Raw genomic sequence first — 18,902 nt, forward strand, 5'->3', positions numbered from 1 at the left:
CATTGATCAAACAGATAATATGAATTTATTTTTGCATATAATTCACTTACAATAAATAAGGTTAAGCAATTCTATCTTTTTTTAAAATATACTATCGAGGTGTAATTATTAATGAAAAAATGGATTTCTGTCATTATGCTTGCTATACTTGTATTTTCGTTAGCTGCATGTGGCCAAAGTGATAAAAAAACAAATGAAGGTAAGAAAGAAACGACAACAAATGAAGTGTTTAAAATTGGGGCAATTCCTGACCAAAATGCCGCCGATTTAGATAAAGGTATGACTGCTGTTGCTAAATATCTTAGCGAAAAGACTGGAATGAAAGTTGAATTTGTACCGTCTGTTGATTATGCTGCACTAGTTACTGCATTTCAACGCGGTGAAATTTATATGGCCTGGTTTGGCGGCTTAACAAGTGTACAGGCTAGAAACCTTGTCCCTGAAGCAGAGTCAATTGTGCAACGTCCACGTGATGCTGAGTTCCATTCTGTATTTATCACCCAATCATCAGAAAATATCACAAAGCTTGAAGATTTAAAAGGAAAGTCATTTACTTTTGGCAGTGAAAGTTCAACATCTGGTCATTTAATGCCACGTTACTATTTATCAGAGGCTGGAATTGATGCCAATACAGACTTTGACGGCAAACCTAATTTCTCCGGTTCCCATGATACAACCTACAAATTAATTGAATCTGGTGCCTTTAAAGCAGGTGCACTAAATGAAGCGGTTTGGGAAGCAGCTGTAAAAGAAGGAAAAGTAGATACAAATAAAGTAAAAGTATTTTATACAACTCCTGCTTACTATGATTACAACTGGACAATCAATAGCAATGTGGAAAATGTTTTTGGTAAAGGTACTAAGCAAAAAGTAAAAGACGCCCTTTTATCGATTACTAGCGAGCAAAAGGAAATTGCGGACTTATTCCAAACAGATAGCTTCGTTGAAACGAATAATGCTAACTATAAAAAGATTGAACAAGTAGCGAAAGAATTACAGATTATTAAGTAGTAGGTGTCGTAGACATGTCTTTAAAAACAATGATTGAAGCTAAAAATATATCGAAACACTTTATGCGGAAGATAGCCCTATCTTCCCTTTCTTTTTCTATTAAGCAAGGGGAATTGGTAGCGTTAATTGGACCGAGCGGTGCAGGTAAAACAACGTTATTAAATTCAATTGCCGGCCTTGTGCCAATCCAAAGTGGCGAGCTATTGATTGATAGCAAACTAATATCATCCTATAAAAATGGGCATAAATTTGCAAAAAAGGTTGGTGTGATTCGTCAACAATTTGATTTGATTGGCTCAATCGCGGTTATCCATAATGTCCTGGCTGGACGATTAGCTGATTGGGGCCTTTTCAAATCCCTCTTGTCGTTACTTGTGCCACAAGAAAAAGAAATCGCCTTAAAAGCACTTGATAGAGTGGGTCTTACTGATAGGATGTACGAAATTACCTCCACTTTATCTGGAGGCGAACAGCAGCGTGTCGCGATGGCGAGATTAATGGTCCAAAAACCTGAAGTAATTTTGGCTGACGAACCAGTTGCTTCTCTAGATCCTGCAAGAGCCGAAGATGTATTAGCTATGCTGATAAATATCGTTTCTGAGGAAAAACAAACGTTAATTGCCAGTTTGCATTCCATCGAATATGCTCGTAAATATTTCACCAGAATCATCGCTCTTAAAAATGGGGAAATTCTTTTTGATTTGCCAACTGAAAAAGTGACGGATGATCTGTTAACCAACCTTTATCGACTAAAGGAGCAAGGTTAAGATGTTGAGACGAAAATCAGTATTGGGTAGGTATAATCGCCTAATCCTTACATTACTATTGATGGCAGTTTTCGTATGGAGCTTATTTTCGATTCAATGGAATGACGACCTTTTCCATGCAGGCGGAATTCCGACGATACTGCAAATATTTGAAGGCCTAATTCAACCTGATTTATCAGCAGAAGTATTGATCAAAGGGCTCGAATCTGCCTGGATTACTCTTGCTTATGCTGTTGCCGGAATGTCCCTTGCTGTAGTTTATGCACTGATTGTAGGGATTCTTGCATCTGGAACATTAACCTCAAGCAGGGTTGCCCGTTTAACATCAAAAGTGCTTTTTAGGGGTGTTTTAGGATTTACTCGTTCGATTCATGAGTTAATATGGGCATGGCTTTTCGTTGCGGCAGTAGGCCTTTCCCCTTATGCAGCTATATTTGCCCTCGCTATTCCGTATGGAGGAATTCTTGGCCGTATTTTTGCTGATATGTTAAATGATGTACCAGAAGAGCCTATCACAGCATTAAAATCTACCGGTGCTTCTCGATTGCAAATCCTTATTTATGGCTACCTCCCATTGATTTGGGCAGATATGATTAGCTATACCATGTATCGTTTTGAATGTGCAATTCGTTCTTCGGCCATTATGAGTTTTATCGGACTCGGCGGCTTAGGCTATCAAATTCAATTATCGCTCGCTGATTTGAAATATGATCAAGTATGGGCATATGTTTTTTTCCTGATTGCTCTCGTGTTGTTCGTGGATATATGGAGTAATTATGTTAGAAAAGGATTGACGGAACGAAAACGTCGGAACGGATTCAGTACTGGATGGCGGTCCACCCTATTCACCATACTATTAATCATCGGTTCTTGGGTATTTATTACCATAGGTGAGAATGCTAAGTTATTTGAATTACTGTCGGATAAAAATATCGAATATGCGAAGAAGTTTTTTGGTAGCCTAATAGGTTTAAATGATAAGCATCCTGCTTTCCTAAACGGTGAAAGCTGGTCTGCCGCATTAAAGCTCACTCTTGAAACACTGGAAATGAGTATCATGGCCATCGGATTTGCGACGGTTGCTGCCTTTTTAACTGTTATTCCAGCAGCTAGAAATATAGCAAATGGAAGTTTAACTTCATCAAAGAGATGGTATAATTGGTTTCTTTATGGATTCGTACGGATCACTTATATCTTTTCACGTGCCGTTCCTGAGTTGGTTTGGGCGATGTTGATTATTTTTATTTTTAAACCAGGGTTATTGCCAGGAGCAATCGCACTTGCACTCCATAACTTTGGGATACTCGGTAAGCTTTGGGCTGAGGTAATTGAGGATATGGACCCTCGACCAATCCGTAATTTAGCATCCGCAGGTGCCTCCAAAATCCAGATCTTTTTCTACGGGATCTTGCCAAGTGTCTTACCTAGATTTCTTACCTATATTTTATATCGTTGGGAAGTCATTATGAGGACAACGATTGTTGTTGGTTTTGTCGGTGCAGGCGGCCTTGGTATGGAGTTTAAGCTCGCGATGAGTTATTTCCAATATACTGAAATCACCCTGTTACTTATTTGTTATATGATTCTAGTCTTCATTGCTGACTTTGCATCAGAAAGTACGAGGAAGGCCGTAAAATAAAAGATCACCGTTCCTTGAATGGAATGGTGATCTTTTTTTATACACTAGGGTATTAAAGTTATGCTATGACTTTGATAACCATTGCTAGCATCAATCTATCAATTAGCTATCTATCTTATAAACCAATATTATCTAGGTTTCTTATTAGTTTAGATAAATTCTTACCAACTCGACATTACCAAGCATATCTACATACTATTCCCATCAAAGGAAATAATTGATGAAGATACTTGTTTTCTTGCCACCGTTTCCATTATCCTATCAATAGGAAGAAAGTTAGTACTATCACCGACTTAAATAGTCATCTAGGAGTGAAAATTCTTTGCAATCTAAGTCCGCTTTACCGATTTTATTTGTAGTTATGTTTTTGGTGATGGTGGGATTTGGAATTATCATTCCAGTTTTACCTTTCTATGCTGAAGAAATTGGGGCGAATCCAACCGAATTAGGATTATTAATGGCAGTTTATTCGCTCATGCAGCTCATTTTCGCTCCGATGTGGGGGCAAGTTTCCGACCGAATTGGGAGGAAACCAGTCATGATGATTGGAATTGCAGGACTTGGTCTCTCTTTTCTAATTCAAGCATTGTCTACAGAGCTTTGGATGTTATTTGCAGCAAGAATTATTGGCGGCATTCTTTCCTCTGCCAATATGCCAACAGCCATGGCATATGTTGCAGATATCACCACGGAAGAAAATCGCGGCAAAGGAATGGGGATTGTTGGTGCAGCAACGGGCTTAGGCTTTGTTTTTGGTCCGGCAATCGGTGGGATCTTTTCGAAATTCAGCCTTAATATGCCCTTTTATCTTGCTTGTGGATCTTCGTTCATCACCTTTATTCTTGTTTTTATTTTGCTAAAAGAATCAAAACAGAAAAAAGAATCGGTTAGCAAAGAAAAACCCTCTTTCGGGAAGGCATTTAGTGGTACTGTTACCGTACTATATTTGGTGCAATTATTAATTTCCTTATCACTTTCTGGTTTGGAAGCAACGTTTGCCTACTTTGCCGCTAAAAAGGCAGATTTGGGTGCCACTCAACTTGGATACATTTTTATGATCATGGGGTTTGCAAGTGCGATCGTCCAAGGTGGTCTGGTCGGTAGATTGACCAAGAAATACGGTGAAAAGGTTGTAATTCAGTGTGGAATCATTGTTTCAGCGCTTGGATTTGGTTTGATTTTATTAGTAAATAGTTTTGCAACTGCAGCTATTTATTTAACTATTTTTGGACTAGGAAATGGTGTAATTCGTCCTAGTGTTTCTTCACTAATTACGAAGACGTCTACGGCAGGTTATGGAAGTTCAACTGGCCTTTTATCTTCCTTTGACTCTCTTGGCCGGATTATTGGTCCACCACTTGGAGGATGGCTGTTTTCCATGGCAATTGGCCTACCGTATATTTCAGGCGCGCTTATTTCGATTGCAGCATTTATTCTATTTTTACTTTTCCGCCCACAGCTGGCTACAGTTAAAACAACCAATATTCAAAACTAATCAATAGGCATATGTTGTTAGGACATGCATAAAATGGGTTACGAGGATGTAAGTAAAAAGGAGCCCAGTTTATGAAATTAAAAAACGTTATATGTATTTGTCTCCTGTTGGTAACCTTAGGATTTGCAGCTTATCTTGATTCACCCTACTCATTTATTAATAAAGACTATGCCTATTCAGCCGATCAACCTGTGATGGCACAGCCTGTAGAAGTTGAGCCTTCAAGCGATGTTCCCGTTTTGGAGGAAAAACTAGAGAAAATCGAAAAAGTGGATGGATATATCGTGGAAACGTACCAGGAGTATGAGGTTTATAAAGACAAAGATGGAAATGTACTAAAAAGTGAGCCTACTGGAAAAATAGATACGCTGCAATATTGGGATGATGCTCAACAATAAAGACCGCTAATGTCAGCGGTCTTTCTTGTTGAGAAGATTTATCGCTTTTCCCATATCCTTGGATGTAGGTTTAGTAAAAGTTAAGTACTCAAACAAATGGAATAAGGCAAGGTGAGGTATCCTGCAAAAGTTAATGGCTATTTTAATTGGGAGCCTATTAATAGGTATTGGGGTTAATGCGTTTTTAATCCCTCATCATTTACTAGATGGCGGGATCATCGGCTTATCACTCATTCTCCATTATTACTTTGATTTTCAAACTGGCTTATGTGTAATATTATTTAGTTTGCCTCTGTGTATATATGCATGGTTCCGAGAACGGGACTACTTTTACAGTAGCTTTCATGGTCTAATGGTTTCCTCGTTTTTTATTGATTTACTAGCTCCTTTACAAAAATATTTTCCACTTCCAATTATTATTAGTGCAATATTCGGTGGAACACTAGGCGGACTGGGTGTTGGATTAATGCTTCGCTATCAGACAAGCACAGCAGGTACAGAATTGTTAGCGCATTTCTTAGCAAAATCCTTTTCTTTTAATATCGGAATCATTATCTTGGTTGTCGATGGTTTAGTCTTATTATCAGGGTTTAAAGTGCTCGGATCACAAAGTTTCTTCTATTCAATACTAACAGTTCTTTCTTTTGGATTCATTACATCATTACTGGTAAAAAATTATAAAAGTGATGCATTTTGATTAGAGTAAGTTCATTTTTCATAGGTGATCAATTCTTTTCTTAAATCAACTTGATCTGAAATGTACCCAGCATTCTTAAGCATGCGGTAGCCCATTTTCATTTCAGCGCACTTCTTTTATTTTATCTTCTGCAATTCTTGAAAATAGGTCCATAACAAGTCCCCTTTTTTATTTTTATTTTACCCTATGTAAATGTTATACGGAATGACAAAACAAACAACAACATAATTCGATTTTTATCTGTTTTATAAAAAGACTCTAATCAAAATATATTTTGATTAAAACAAATTTAACTTCCCTCTAAACAGAACAAATGTTTTATAGTATATTAAATATGTTGTGGTGTTTTGTAAAATACCATAAATAACAGTATAGAGGTGAAATAAAAGTGAACGGAACGGCACATGCAGCAATAGGAGCAGCAACAGGTTTTATAGTTGCGAACACTTTCCATACCTCCCCTTCAACCACACTCTTTCTAGTCGGATTAGGTGGTATTTCAGGCTTAATCCCCGATCTCGACATAGACGGGAAGCTTCGGGGTAAAATCACCTTATCTCATAAGGTAATTCGGATAGCGGCACAGTTAATTGGAATACTGATGGTCTTTTATAGTTTTTATGAAGGAACTACTAGAGAGAAGTGGATTGGTTTAGGGATCGGAATAGGGTTGATGATTGCAGCCTCATTGATCAAGCAAAAGCACATGTTAATGATCACAGGAATCGGTGTAATTGCAGGCGGATTCTCCTTAACAGAAATTTGGTTAATACTGCTTGGGATTTATATTTTAATCGCGTCTCTAGTTTCACACCGAAGCTATACCCATTCCATATTAGGGGTTGTTTTCTTCGGAATTATTGCTTCCAAATTAGAAAGATCCCTAGGAATTGACGGCGTTTTTTACACCTGCCTTGCTGGATACATAAGTCATTTGGTTGCAGATTTTAAAATCTTACCGTTCAATAAACGAGGGATTAAGCTTTTTTTACCTGTTTCATCGAAAGAAATATAATAAAGTAGCAATAAATTTTTTTTCATACATAAGGTTATTTGTAATGATTATATTTGGAAAAAACGTACCCACGCCTTTCATAGTGTCAGCCAGATATTTATGGTTGACCTTTTTTAGTACTTTAATAACGCATGGGTAATAAATATAACTTATTCCAGATTTTTCGTTGGACTAATAAATAGGATGAGAGTATAGTAGTTTCCATGAGTCTTGACTATAGGAGGACTACGATGTTTGGTATATCCTTACCGCAATCTTTTTTTCAGATGAATACCATTTTTATTTCGATCTTAATTGAAGCCCTGCCATTCGTAACTTTAGGCGTACTTATTTCAGGGATCATTCAAATATTTGTTACCGAAGAAATGATTGCAAAAATCATGCCAAAAAATAAAGTATTAGCTGTAATCTTTGCAAGTTTCTTAGGTATTTTATTTCCTTCTTGTGAATGTGGGATTGTTCCAATCGTCAGTAGGCTAGTCTCAAAAGGAGTGCCAATCTCTGCGGGAATCGCCTTTATGCTGACAGCACCGATTATCAATCCTGTTGTCTTGTTTGCAACTTTTATTGCATTTGGCAGTGACTGGAAGATGGCGTTATACCGTGCGTTGGGAGCAATCATTGTAGCTATTGTAGTAGGAATTTTGATCGCTTTTCGATATAAAGGGAGCCCTTTTAAAGAGCATTTCCATATTCACCATTCTGATGGAAAATCCACGCCATTTTTCAAAAAGATCTGGCAGACCTTGGAACATGCTGTTGAAGAATTTTTCTCAATGGGTAAATATTTAATTATCGGGTCACTAATTGCCGCAGCCGTTCAAACATATATTAAGACATCGACTCTTGTTTCGATTGGTCAGGGACAAGCATCATCTTCCATCGTGATGATGACTCTCTCTTTTATTCTTTCTCTTTGCTCCGAAGCAGATGCATTTATCGCTTCATCTTTTAGAACGACATTTTCAACTGGTTCATTATTAGCGTTTCTTGTGTTTGGGCCAATGGTGGATATAAAAAATTTAATGATGATGCTTGCAACGTTTAAAAAGCGGCTAGTTTTTATGATTGTTTCTACCGTTTTCGCTGTTGTATTTGTATACTCTTTGTTGTTTTAAGGAGTGGGAACTATGATAAGAAGCTTAATATTAATTGGTTTTACTTATTTAATCTTTCAAATGCATCTTACAGGGGATATTAATAAATATATCAACATGAAATATTCTTATCTTTCTGCAACTGCTGGTTATGCATTACTTGTATTAACGATTGTCCAAATCTTTATGCTTAGTAAAGGCGAGTCAAAAGATGCTGACTGTGAACATGATCATTGTGGACATAATCATGCAAAAGAGGATAAATGGTATAAAAAAGTTTTCATATATCCAATTTTCGCCTTTCCTATCATTTCAGGATTATTTTTTCCAATTGCTACACTTGATTCAAATATTGTAAAAGCAAAAGGATTTCATTTTCCCATTTACGATGAAGGAAAAGGCGATTCCTTTATGCAACAGCAATTTTTGCGACCAGATACAAGTGTGTATTATGGGAAAGATGATTATGATGTGTTAATGAAAAAGGAAAAGAAAAAGTATGTAAATAAAGAAACGATTCTTTTGAATGATAAGAATTATTTAAAAGGTATGGAAACTATTTATAACTTCCCTGGTGATTTTCTTGGAAAAGAAATCGAGTTTAAAGGTTTTGTTTTCAATGATTCAGAAACAATCAATAAGAACCAGATATTTGTGTTCCGCTTTGGTGTGATCCATTGTATTGCAGATTCAGGTGTCTTTGGAATGTTAGTTGAAATGCCTGATGGCAAAAAATTTAAAAACGATGAATGGGTAACTGTAAATGGAAAAATATCAACAATCTATTATCAGCCTTTTAAAACAAACATTCCCTATTTAAAGGTAGAAGATTGGTCGACTACTTCTGCTCCTAAAGAAGAGTATGTTTTTAGGGGATATTAATTTATTAACGAAAAATGACCTATTCCACAGATGAATAGGTCATTTTTTTATTTATATTTCTAAAATGATAGTTTTAATGCCTCTAGATTGTTTTTCATAACATCAATCAAGTCTAAACCTTTTTCTTGCTCTTCTTTAGTTAATCCTTCTAATGGATTTAAAACTTCAGTTTTAGCACCTATTTCATTAGCTAAGGTCTGAGCCACTTTAGAAGAAGTAAGTCCCTCAAAATAAAATTATTACCATTTAAAATGAATAATTATTCCATATAATACCATTGAAAGAAATATTAATACTAAAAAAAGAATAATCCACCCTGTTATGGCCGACGGGGTTGGATTACTCATTCACTGCTTGAGTTGTTTTTTAGACCGTGTCCATCGGCCACGGTCTTCTTTTTGGTTTACCACCTATTAATAGCATATGGTTTTTCGATTATTTTTGTTCAAAGGAGAAAAAATTTTCATTTAACACATTAAACCCACTGTTAAATAAGATTCTCATTTCTTTACAAAAGATTAACATGGAATCCATTATCTCTTCGTATTAACAGCATAAAATGTAACTATAGCGATACCTATTCAATAGCTCTTCTTATAAGTACATTTTCTGACTAGGAGGAAGTTGCATGTATAGTTTTCTAAATTTTCTGTTCTTAATGTATATCTCGGTTGCCTTTATAAGAATTTTTTATTACTCTTTCTTTAAAACAAAATCGAATAAACATTGATTGCTACACCCAATCATTTTCCATCTACTTATCCACAAAGTTATCTAATCATATCATGTCCTTCCCCTAAAATTACGCACCCTGTGCCTATGTAGACTCTGTACATTTCCAACGGACTAATAAACAGAAAAAATAAGGAAACCCTTTTGGGTCTCCTACAATGGAAATAAACTAGGTTTGTTCTAATCTAAACTAATTGGAACATATCCTCAAATACTTCGTTCCAATTTTTTGTTTTAGCAAGTGTCTTACGTCTAAGGATATAGTTTTCGTGATTTTTGATGCTCTCTAAATGTTCACATGCACTGATAAATTGGCTAGAATCATTGGTATCTAAAAGTGCATATACAGACTGCTCAGCATATTTTTTAGTAGATGGCAAATGCATGCCAATTACAGACTTCCCCGCTGCTAGAAATTCAAATAACTTTAATGGAAAGACCGCTTGGTTATAGTGAGATGACTTGTAGGGCATAATTCCAATATCTATTAAGTTCATATATTTTGGAACCTCGGAAGGAGCGACACTTCCAGTCCATAAAACATTCCGTTCAGTTAATAAATTTTTAAATTTAGGATGATCATTGGTACCATCTGGACCCACAAAAAGAAAAAGCCACTCACGCTTTTTTTGTGCTACTTCCTGGATCAAATCAAAATCCAGCTTAGGTTTAATTCCCCCGATAAAGCCTAAAACCGTTCCGTCAAAATGATCAGGTAGAATATGATCCATTTGTGTAGGATAGTTTGCAAACCTATCAAATTCCACCCCATTTTCAAAGGTAAACACCTTTTCTTCAGCACCTAATTTTTCTATGATTCTTGTACGTAAATACTCAGAGGTACAAAAAATCACATCTGCCCTATTAATAATCCGCTCTTCTGCACTTGATATGATATTTTTTCTAAAATTGGATAGGATAGAGTTTTTCCCATTGATAGGAGAGGTCCATAAATCACTGCAATCATAAACCACTTTATTCCAAGAAAAAAGGTTAGAAAGTGTTGGGAATCCAGGAAAGGTATACCATAAATTAACAGTATATCTTTCCTTAGCTTTTTTTAAATATAATAGTAATGGCTGCAATTTTATTTTATGAAATGCATCGATATAGCGGCCAAACCGAAACACTTTTTGTGGAAACAAATCTTGGATGGTCCACTGATATATTCCATTTGATAATCTTTTATTGTGCTTTTCTTTTTGGTTTGGTGTTGGACATAACCAGATTACTTCCTTTGTTTCAGGATGATTTTGCAAATATTCTGCAAGCCGATGTCTACGATACCGAAGTTGATCTTGATCCCACTCACCTGTTGCCACAATGATATGTATGCTTTTCATTTGTCCCATCCCTTTCTAGATCCTTTTAACAACCGCATGCAAGGCATAATGAGAAAAACACCAAAATGCTTTTATAAGGTTTAGCTTTTCAACCTTGCGATACACAAACCAATTCATTTTTGCAGCTTTCCACTTGTTTCTCGAAATGGAAGGATTTCCTATCCGGTACTCGGCCAAATTTTCATTTAACCCGTATGCAATAATGCCCTTTTTTAAAATGGCAAGCCAGGTGGCTAAATCCTGTCGTGTTCGTATGTTAGGCATTTGAATTTGACCGACAATGCTTCGATCAATCATTACTGTCAAACATCCTATTATAGTATTCTTTAACATATCATTGTACGAAACCTGCTTGGGAGCTCCTATCCGTTTGTTCAATTGTACTCCTTCATTTGATACAAATTCGTAGCCTGTAAACGTAAAAGCATAATCGTTTGTTTGCATAAAATTAAGCTGTTTTTCCAATTTTTCTGGTTTCCAGCAATCATCACTATCAAGAAATGCCACAAATCTGCCCTTTGCATGCTGCAAAGCAATGTTTCTTGCAACAGCAGCCCCACCATTCTGATTTAAATAAATAACATGTATTCTTTCATCTATTTTTTCATAGAATTTTAATTTATCTGGTGTATCGTCAGTAGAACAATCATCTACAATAACCATTTCCCAGTTTTGAAAGGTTTGCTTTCGAACTGAATCAATTGTATGTTCTATAAACAAATTGGCATTATATGAAGGTGTTATAATTGAGATCAGTGGCTGCTGTGGACCCATAAAAAAACCTCCTATTCATATGACCCTTCCCGGAAAATTACGGGGAAAACTATCCATAAAAAGCCTAGTGTTACGCCCAATAACACCCCTAAAACCGCTCTCTCTTTTGAGTTGAAGGCTCTATTTTCAGTATTTATTGCATTTTCATCTGCTTTTTTTAATAATAAAGCCGGTTTAATTTCATTATCAGCTGTCTTCAGTTCATATAAGAATCGTTCCTGATCTACTAATGCCTCTGGACCTACTTTTTCATTGTTTAATGATTCAATAGATTCCTGAATGATTTTCTGTTTTTGTTGGAACTTAGCTTTGTCAATGGCCATAAAGGCGCTTATGATTTCGTTAAGAACCTTAGCAGAGCTTTCTTTCGAATGATCGGAATACGAAAGTGTTATCATGTTATCCGTTCCTGCTGTTACATTTAATTTCGTACTTATTTCGTCATACTTTTCTTCCCATAGATCCGCCAAATGTTCTTCATAAAATGGGGGGGTGGTTAAAAAAATAATGACACGTTTAGGATTATTAAACTCTGGGTTATTGTAGTTTCCAAGGGTAAGGGATGCTTCTACTGTATAACTTGATTCCTCTTTTCCTACCGGCAGCAGCCACCCCATCACACCAAGCAAAACGGTTGTTGCTAATATTATTAGGATGTATTTGTTCATTCTGTCTTTTAAAGCTTGAATCATTTGTCCCATTTGAACCTTGCTCCTTAGTAGGAATTTTCCACATTGAGTTGATTTTTCTTGCCTGTCAATACCGAAACGATAGAAATAACTAATCCAAGAAATACCCAATGAAAATATAGGTTACTAACAGAACTTGGACTGATACTTGAAACAAGAAATCCAATAGAGCCCATCATACAGGCTTCAAGTAACCCTTTATGGTTCCGGTTGGTACATGCTTTATAAAATTTATAGAGACTTACGAAAAGATAAGCATACATGGTTACATAACCAAGCAAAATTATTACTCCAAAATTACCCATTATTTCAGCCAGCCAATTATGGACTTCTACCACATGATTTGTTGCATAGATGGACTCGTTTTTTAAATAGAATGGGATATTGCCAGCACCAACCCCAAATCCAAATGTTTCTAATGAAAAGTGAAGGGTATTTCTCAGTAAATTTAATCTCGCTAGATTAGATGGAAGCAGTTCATTACTTGGATAAAAGGTTGCAGCACTAAACAAACGCTCAAACATATGGATAAACTTGCCGAAAAATACTAGTACACAAAATAGGAAAACTGTTGAACCGATAATGGCTGCCACTCTCTTAAAAAATCTCGGAAGAAGGATAAACATATAAACGATTAAGCCGATCATGACTCCAAGCAAACTAGCCCGCGATTCCGTCAAATAGATCATATACACGCATAAAATCGAAAGTATAAAACTTGTTGTTTTAAAAAATACTAGCTTACTATTTTTTGTTAAAGATAGATAAAAAAAGAAGGATATGGTAAGAAACGTGGCAAAATCATTTTGATTAAAGAAAACAGATGTTGGATATGACAGCTTATACTCAGAGCCTCCGTATAAAGTTGATGTAGGCAACTGGATGTGTGCAAAATGATTTATTAATCCAATCACCAATAAAATGGCTGTCATAAACATCCAAATTCCATAAAACAGAACCAAATTGATCATTTTCCTAAAAGTAAAAACTGCCAGAAAAACAAACAATATTCCCATACCCAAAAGAATTAATGACTTAATTCCTTCTATAATGGACTTTGCCCATAGTAGTGAAACCGCTCCATAGGCCATCCAAAACAATAGAAAAAAGAGAACACCTTTTACATGTACCTCATTCCAATATTGCGGAAGATTCCTTTGTTTCATAGCTTGAAAGATAAAGAGAATAACCGCAGCTATCAGGAACAAGCGATACAAAAATAAACTAAAAAATCCAATATGAATGTTTAAAACCGATTGATTCAGAAAAGTTGTCATGATAAATAAGTACATAACGCAAGCTGATACATCTGTTGCTTGTTTAACTAGTGGATTACTTTGCATCAAACTTCCTTCTCCTTTGTCACACTAACCATTTACTAGCTGCAATTGATAAGCTTTGTTTGAGAATTGGAGAGTCTCTTGTAATCCTTCGAATAGTGTCATAGAGGGCTCCCAATTCAATATTGTTTTTGTTTCTTCATTGGCAAGAATACTATTCCGTATATCGCCTGGACGCTCCTGTTTATAGATTGGAGATAAATTCGAACCAGTAGCTTTTTTCATCATTTCAAACAATTCATTGATGGAAATGCATGATCCTGATGACACATGGACATTTATATTTTCCTTTGCATTAAGCGCCTTTACATTTGCAGATGCGACATCTTTAACAAAAATAAAATCCCTCGTTTGCTCTCCATCTCCATATATAACGGGTGCTCTATTCTCAGTAAGTTGATTTGAAAAAATAGCTACAACTCCACCTTCACCCTGTGAGTCTTGTCTTGGACCATATACATTGCTGTAGCGCAAAATACTATATGGCAGTCGATACAGTTTACTCGACATTTTCAAATAATTTTCAACTGATAACTTTGTAAGACCATATGGTGACTCAGGCTGCGTTGGGTGAGCGGTGGTCAAAGGTAATTCCATAGGATTTCCATATACAGCTGCGGATGAAGCAAAGACTACTCTTTTCACCTTTGATTTAATCGCAGCTTTAATAATGTGAAGAGATCCCCTAATATTTACTTTTTCATCAAATAGAATGTCCCTGACAGACTCTGCCACACTTACTTGGGCGGCTTGATGGATAATATAATCTGGACAAAGGGAAACAATTAATTCAATTACACTTGGATCGGTAATGTCGTAATTAATGACTTCAATAGGTAAGTGCTCGATATTTTCTCGTCGACCAGTTGAAAAATTATCAATAACCGAAACTTTGAAATCCTTTCGAAGCAATTCCTCTACTATATGGGAGCCAATAAACCCTGCGCCTCCTGTGACAATCACTTTTCTCATCAAAAACCCTCCTATATTACCTTTGATATGACTGATTCCGATTGGATGGCTGGTCTCCCAATCGAAAGGTACGTAAATCCAAGACCTTTCATCATCTCTAAATCAAAAAGATTCCGGCCATCAACAATCAGAGGCTGCTTCATTAATTGTTTGACTAATGGTAAATCCAATTTTTTTACATCCTTCCAGTCTGTCAAGATCATACATGCATCTGAATCATTGATAGTTTCATATATATCCTCTGAATAGGTGCACTGGTAACCGATCTGTTTTTTTGCTTCTACAATCGCGATGGGATCATATGCCTTAACGATCGCACCCTGCTCTGTTAAGTAAGGAATAATATCCATAGCTGGAGAAGACCTAATATCATCTGTATCTGGCTTAAACGCTAATCCAAGAACACTTATTGTTTTCCCTTTCAAAGAACCTAATTTAAGTAACAATTTATTCACTAATTGCACCCTTTGCCCTTCGTTTGTTTCAATAACCGCTTTGATTAATTTAAAATCGTACCCACAATCCTCGGCAATATGCAGAAGCGCAGCGGTATCTTTTGGGAAACAGGAACCGCCAAATCCAACGCCTGCCTGTAAAAATTTATTACCAATCCGGCTATCTAAGCCAATTCCAGTGGATACTTTTGTTACGTCAGCACCGACACGTTCGCAAATATTAGCTATATCATTAATAAATGAAATCTTAGTAGCCAAAAAAGCATTGGCAGCATATTTAATTATTTCCGCCGTTTCTAAAGAGGCTTTCACAATATTTGCTGTAAACGGTTGATGTATTTCCGAAATTATTTGAAAAGCTTTTTCGCTTGTGGCCCCAATTACTGCACGCTCCATATTCATCGTATCCTGAATAGCTGTCCCTTCTCTTAAAAATTCAGGATTTGAAACAACATCAAAAGGTTGTTTTTCTTTGTTGAATTCATGAATAATAGTTTCGATTAACTTGCCAGTTCCAACGGGTACCGTACTTTTTGTGACAATCACTTTGTAATTATTTAAATTTTCACCTATGGATTTAGCGACTTGTTTTACATAGGTTAAGTCCGCTTTGCCTGATGATGTCATTGGGGTACCAACTGCAATAAAAATTACCTCAGCATCTCGAATCTCTTGACTTATATTAGCGCTAAAATTTAGCGTTCCCTTCCGTACATTTTTGTGGACCAGCTCTTTTAAACCAGGCTCATAAATAGGCATGATCCCCCGTATGAGGTCGTTTATTTTCAGTTGATCAATATCACAGCAAGTAACTTGGTTTCCTGAATCAGCAAAACATGTGCCTGATACGAGACCAACATATCCAGTTCCAATGACAGCAATTTTTTTCATCATTATCATTCCTCCTGATGATTTTTACTTGAAGAAAAGACTATTCAGTTAAATAAATAGATTCTATCGTCCGTGTATAGACATCATTTAGCAATGCTCCATTGTGATCGGCATGATAGTTTTTTTGTATATTTTCATATAGTTGATCCTGAACCTCTGGAGTATATAGATTTCGATTTAGGATATCGGTTATACGATTTACTAAGCTTGATACCGACTTACTTTTTATTAAAAGCGGACCATGCTCCCCAAATAAGTCCGGAACACCTCCTACTGCTGTACATATCACTGGTATTTTCAAGGCTAATGCTTCAATGACAACAGTTGGCATCCCTTCTGTGTAAGACGGGAGGGCCAATATATCACTAGCAAACAAATAATCTTTTACACTTTCATTTTCAACCTGCCCTGTTAAGAACAATCTTCTATTAAAATCAGAATGCTGAAGTAATTTTTCTTTAGCGGGCCCATCTCCAACAAACACAAGGGCTACATCATTAGAAAGCCATTCAAGTGAATGAGCGAGTTCAAAAACACCTTTGGCTTTTGTTAACCTTCCTACAAAAACAATAATCTTCTTGTATTCTGGAAGTTTAAGACGTCTTCTTAGTTGAGTTTTGGTTTCGGATGTTTGTTGAAATTTTGATAGATCAATCCCTATAGGGAGAACTATACTATCCCTACCTGCTAACTCTTTTGCTCTCTTTTTAAGACTTTCACCCACTGCTATTACCTGATTTGCCGCCTGTACAGTTTGTTTGAATACTTTTTTCGCACTAGTACTAAAATAGGGATAAATATTTACATCACTACCATGTAACGTAAGTACCCATGGCAGCTTTTTTTGTTCAGCAACAATTCTCGTTGCCCCTCCAGACGGCATGGCAAAATGTGCGTGAATTAAATCGGCCTCTATCTGGTAATCCGACATTGTTTTTAATATGGAAGCTGCAATCCGTTTATCTGGCTGGGCCCATCTTAGTTGGCCTGGAAGAGCTAAATAGGACGGGCGATAGACCGTTACTCCTTTTCGGAGATACTGAAAAGGAATACCCTGATTCGCTCGATATTTCTTTCGCGCGTATCTGATCAAAACGGGATTGCGCGGTACAGGACAAATCACTGTAACCTCCACTCCTTGTCGAATCAATGCTTGAACCTGAGTTTCATGAAATACACCAAGACCAGGGTTTTCGTCACTAGGATATACACTTGTAATCCATAAAATCTTCATTAGGATTGCCCTCTTATTTGTTTTTTTACGATTCTCAAGAAAAAATGGGGATACATCTTATACAAAAGCAACATATAGACGACTGCACTTATGCCCACCGAAAAAATAAGTGGCCAAATGCTGGTTTGAGAAAAATAAAAGACAGAAATTTCTTTCATACAAAAGGCGATTGCTGTTATGAGCAAAGATAATAGGAATGGAACAGATATGGTTTTCAGGTATTGCCGAAAACGCAGCTGTATCAAGTAGTTTAAGAACCATCTACCAACTAAGAAATTCACCAGGCTTACCCCTGCATAGGTCCAAGCTACAATTTCCAATTTATTCGTCATTACCGCTAGCCATAAAGAAACACCATAGAAAATGAGAACGCAGGCATCCCAATAAAATGCAAGATTCGCTTTTCCTTTTGCTAAAATTACAGATCCATTTGGATTCATTAAAACCCTTAGAATGCCTACGACTGCCATAATTTGCAAAACAGGAACAGCGTCCAGCCACTTCTGTCCAAAAATAGTTTGGATTAAAACATTTGACACCGCCGTCAAACCCATCAAGATGGGAAAAGAAACTAGACTTAATAGCCTTGTCATATGTAAGAATCCATCAGTTAATTCAACTTGATTTTGATGACTTTTCGAAAAAACCGGAAAAGCTACTCTTGTAATAATCGGATTGATTTTTAATACCGGAATGGTTACGATTTGATAGGCAAGATTATAAATACCAAGTGCCTCAGCACCCATAAATCGGCCAATTAATATAACATCAAGATTGGAGCCAATTCGATTAACTAACCGTGAGGCTAATTGGTATGCCCCAAACGTCATGTATTCTTTGCATTCCGACAAATCAAATACCAAAGAAGGACGCCATTTCTTTTGATAACTAATATAATAAAGAATGCCTTTTAACGAATTCAGGACAACTTGTGAAATGACAAAGGCATAAATCGGACGAATTGTAAACATGAGAATAACCAATGATAAAAAGGAGATCAACGTAGTCCCCACTTCAATTGCCCCCAGCAAATTAAAACGTAATTCTTTTTGCAACAAATATTGGCATTGCTGACCGATTGGAGCGATTAAAAACATCAGCGCCAATATACGAATCAGCTCGCTTAATTCACTCCGTTGAAAATACATTGCAATCAGTGGGCTACATAGAAATAAGAGAACAAACAAGCCCAAACCAACCCCCACATTGAGCCAAAACAGGGTTGACAACACACGAGATGAAACCTTTTCTTTTTGAATCACGGCTGAACCAAAGCCTAAATCTAGCAATATTTGGGCAAACACAACTATGGTTGTAATCATTCCTACTAGCCCAAATTCGGATATACTCATTAGTTTTCCAAGTAATGCAAACTGGATGATTTGAATAGCTGAAATCATAAGTGTAGATATTCCAGTCCACTTTACTCCTTTATGTAGTTGGTTTTTGATGTCTGACATATACATTCCCT

Annotated in this window: 17 protein-coding genes and 1 pseudogene; 9 read left to right on the top strand and 9 right to left on the bottom strand. The window is 36.4% G+C overall.

The window, feature by feature from the left end; genetic code table 11:
• The first annotated feature begins 111 nt into the window (after positions 1 to 111).
• The 9 genes from J7E63_RS14630 to J7E63_RS14675 all read left to right on the top strand — a co-directional run bounded on the left by J7E63_RS14630 (position 112) and on the right by J7E63_RS14675 (position 9,001).
• Positions 112 to 1,011 (top strand): putative selenate ABC transporter substrate-binding protein, encoded by a 900-nt coding sequence (locus J7E63_RS14630; RefSeq protein ID WP_215013460.1) that lies wholly within the window; start codon positions 112 to 114, stop codon positions 1,009 to 1,011.
• A 14-nt stretch (positions 1,012 to 1,025) separates the two neighbouring features.
• Positions 1,026 to 1,778 carry a phosphonate ABC transporter ATP-binding protein gene (locus tag J7E63_RS14635; protein WP_215013468.1) on the top strand — a complete coding sequence of 251 codons (753 nt, stop codon included), beginning with the start codon at positions 1,026 to 1,028 and terminating at the stop codon, positions 1,776 to 1,778.
• 1 nt (position 1,779) lies between these two features.
• The gene (locus J7E63_RS14640; protein ID WP_215013470.1) at positions 1,780 to 3,417 is read left to right on the top strand and encodes a PhnE/PtxC family ABC transporter permease; all 1,638 of its coding nucleotides are present in this window, start codon (positions 1,780 to 1,782) and stop codon (positions 3,415 to 3,417) included.
• Between the two features lie 322 nt (positions 3,418 to 3,739).
• On the top strand, positions 3,740 to 4,912 hold the full coding sequence (locus tag J7E63_RS14645) for an MFS transporter (RefSeq protein ID WP_215013472.1): 1,173 nt from the start codon (positions 3,740 to 3,742) through the stop codon (positions 4,910 to 4,912).
• 71 nt (positions 4,913 to 4,983) lie between these two features.
• Positions 4,984 to 5,310, top strand: a complete 327-nt coding sequence (locus tag J7E63_RS14650) for a hypothetical protein (RefSeq protein ID WP_215013474.1) — start codon at positions 4,984 to 4,986, stop codon at positions 5,308 to 5,310.
• A gap of 133 nt (positions 5,311 to 5,443) precedes the next feature.
• Positions 5,444 to 6,007, top strand: a complete 564-nt coding sequence (locus J7E63_RS14655; protein ID WP_215013476.1) for a YitT family protein — start codon at positions 5,444 to 5,446, stop codon at positions 6,005 to 6,007.
• Between the two features lie 388 nt (positions 6,008 to 6,395).
• Complete coding sequence (locus J7E63_RS14665; RefSeq protein ID WP_215013480.1) at positions 6,396 to 7,022, top strand: metal-dependent hydrolase; 627 nt, start codon at positions 6,396 to 6,398, stop codon at positions 7,020 to 7,022.
• A gap of 230 nt (positions 7,023 to 7,252) precedes the next feature.
• A complete protein-coding gene (locus J7E63_RS14670) occupies positions 7,253 to 8,140 on the top strand; it encodes a permease (RefSeq protein WP_215013482.1) in 888 nt (295 codons plus the stop codon).
• A 12-nt stretch (positions 8,141 to 8,152) separates the two neighbouring features.
• Positions 8,153 to 9,001 (top strand): TIGR03943 family putative permease subunit, encoded by an 849-nt coding sequence (locus tag J7E63_RS14675; protein WP_215013484.1) that lies wholly within the window; start codon positions 8,153 to 8,155, stop codon positions 8,999 to 9,001.
• A 59-nt stretch (positions 9,002 to 9,060) separates the two neighbouring features.
• Here the strand turns inward: J7E63_RS14675 and J7E63_RS14680 are convergent.
• The 9 genes and pseudogenes from J7E63_RS14680 to tuaB form a co-directional block, all read right to left on the bottom strand.
• Positions 9,061 to 9,234, bottom strand: a pseudogene (locus tag J7E63_RS14680) (zinc ABC transporter substrate-binding protein); the annotation flags it as partial.
• 684 nt (positions 9,235 to 9,918) lie between these two features.
• A complete protein-coding gene (tuaH, locus tag J7E63_RS14685; RefSeq protein ID WP_374193734.1) occupies positions 9,919 to 11,085 on the bottom strand; it encodes a teichuronic acid biosynthesis protein TuaH in 1,167 nt (388 codons plus the stop codon).
• A gap of 6 nt (positions 11,086 to 11,091) precedes the next feature.
• Positions 11,092 to 11,850, bottom strand: coding sequence for a teichuronic acid biosynthesis protein TuaG (tuaG, locus tag J7E63_RS14690; protein WP_215013487.1), 759 nt, complete (start codon positions 11,848 to 11,850; stop codon positions 11,092 to 11,094).
• Positions 11,851 to 11,861: 11 nt separating this feature from the next.
• Positions 11,862 to 12,551 (bottom strand): GumC domain-containing protein, encoded by a 690-nt coding sequence (locus J7E63_RS14695; RefSeq protein WP_215013489.1) that lies wholly within the window; start codon positions 12,549 to 12,551, stop codon positions 11,862 to 11,864.
• A 14-nt stretch (positions 12,552 to 12,565) separates the two neighbouring features.
• Positions 12,566 to 13,882, bottom strand: a complete 1,317-nt coding sequence (gene tuaE / locus J7E63_RS14700) for a teichuronic acid biosynthesis protein TuaE (protein WP_251033545.1) — start codon at positions 13,880 to 13,882, stop codon at positions 12,566 to 12,568.
• 24 nt (positions 13,883 to 13,906) lie between these two features.
• A complete protein-coding gene (locus J7E63_RS14705; protein WP_215013497.1) occupies positions 13,907 to 14,851 on the bottom strand; it encodes an NAD-dependent epimerase/dehydratase family protein in 945 nt (314 codons plus the stop codon).
• Positions 14,852 to 14,862: 11 nt separating this feature from the next.
• Positions 14,863 to 16,206 carry a UDP-glucose 6-dehydrogenase TuaD gene (gene tuaD, locus J7E63_RS14710; protein ID WP_285289937.1) on the bottom strand — a complete coding sequence of 448 codons (1,344 nt, stop codon included), beginning with the start codon at positions 16,204 to 16,206 and terminating at the stop codon, positions 14,863 to 14,865.
• Between the two features lie 31 nt (positions 16,207 to 16,237).
• The gene (gene tuaC / locus J7E63_RS14715; protein WP_215013499.1) at positions 16,238 to 17,431 is read right to left on the bottom strand and encodes a teichuronic acid biosynthesis protein TuaC; all 1,194 of its coding nucleotides are present in this window, start codon (positions 17,429 to 17,431) and stop codon (positions 16,238 to 16,240) included.
• Positions 17,431 to 18,891 (bottom strand): teichuronic acid biosynthesis protein TuaB, encoded by a 1,461-nt coding sequence (gene tuaB / locus J7E63_RS14720; protein ID WP_215013501.1) that lies wholly within the window; start codon positions 18,889 to 18,891, stop codon positions 17,431 to 17,433. Before tuaB ends, tuaC begins: the two co-directional genes overlap by 1 nt.
• Positions 18,892 to 18,902: the final 11 nt, after the last annotated feature.

The sequence above is a fragment of the Bacillus sp. ISL-75 genome (assembly GCF_018613095.1).

Coding starts and splice junctions, on each gene's coding strand:
- J7E63_RS14630 (WP_215013460.1), top strand. CDS start 112: ATGAAAAAATGGATTTCTGTCATTATGCTTGCTATACTTGTATTTTCG.
- tuaC (WP_215013499.1), bottom strand. CDS start 17,431: ATGAAGATTTTATGGATTACAAGTGTATATCCTAGTGACGAAAACCCT.
- tuaH (WP_374193734.1), bottom strand. CDS start 11,085: ATGGGACAAATGAAAAGCATACATATCATTGTGGCAACAGGTGAGTGG.
- J7E63_RS14670 (WP_215013482.1), top strand. CDS start 7,253: ATGTTTGGTATATCCTTACCGCAATCTTTTTTTCAGATGAATACCATT.
- J7E63_RS14675 (WP_215013484.1), top strand. CDS start 8,153: ATGATAAGAAGCTTAATATTAATTGGTTTTACTTATTTAATCTTTCAA.
- J7E63_RS14640 (WP_215013470.1), top strand. CDS start 1,780: ATGTTGAGACGAAAATCAGTATTGGGTAGGTATAATCGCCTAATCCTT.
- tuaD (WP_285289937.1), bottom strand. CDS start 16,206: ATGATAATGATGAAAAAAATTGCTGTCATTGGAACTGGATATGTTGGT.
- J7E63_RS14635 (WP_215013468.1), top strand. CDS start 1,026: ATGTCTTTAAAAACAATGATTGAAGCTAAAAATATATCGAAACACTTT.
- J7E63_RS14655 (WP_215013476.1), top strand. CDS start 5,444: ATGGCTATTTTAATTGGGAGCCTATTAATAGGTATTGGGGTTAATGCG.
- J7E63_RS14695 (WP_215013489.1), bottom strand. CDS start 12,551: ATGGGACAAATGATTCAAGCTTTAAAAGACAGAATGAACAAATACATC.
- J7E63_RS14705 (WP_215013497.1), bottom strand. CDS start 14,851: ATGAGAAAAGTGATTGTCACAGGAGGCGCAGGGTTTATTGGCTCCCAT.
- tuaG (WP_215013487.1), bottom strand. CDS start 11,850: ATGGGTCCACAGCAGCCACTGATCTCAATTATAACACCTTCATATAAT.
- tuaB (WP_215013501.1), bottom strand. CDS start 18,891: ATGTCAGACATCAAAAACCAACTACATAAAGGAGTAAAGTGGACTGGA.
- tuaE (WP_251033545.1), bottom strand. CDS start 13,882: ATGCAAAGTAATCCACTAGTTAAACAAGCAACAGATGTATCAGCTTGC.
- J7E63_RS14650 (WP_215013474.1), top strand. CDS start 4,984: ATGAAATTAAAAAACGTTATATGTATTTGTCTCCTGTTGGTAACCTTA.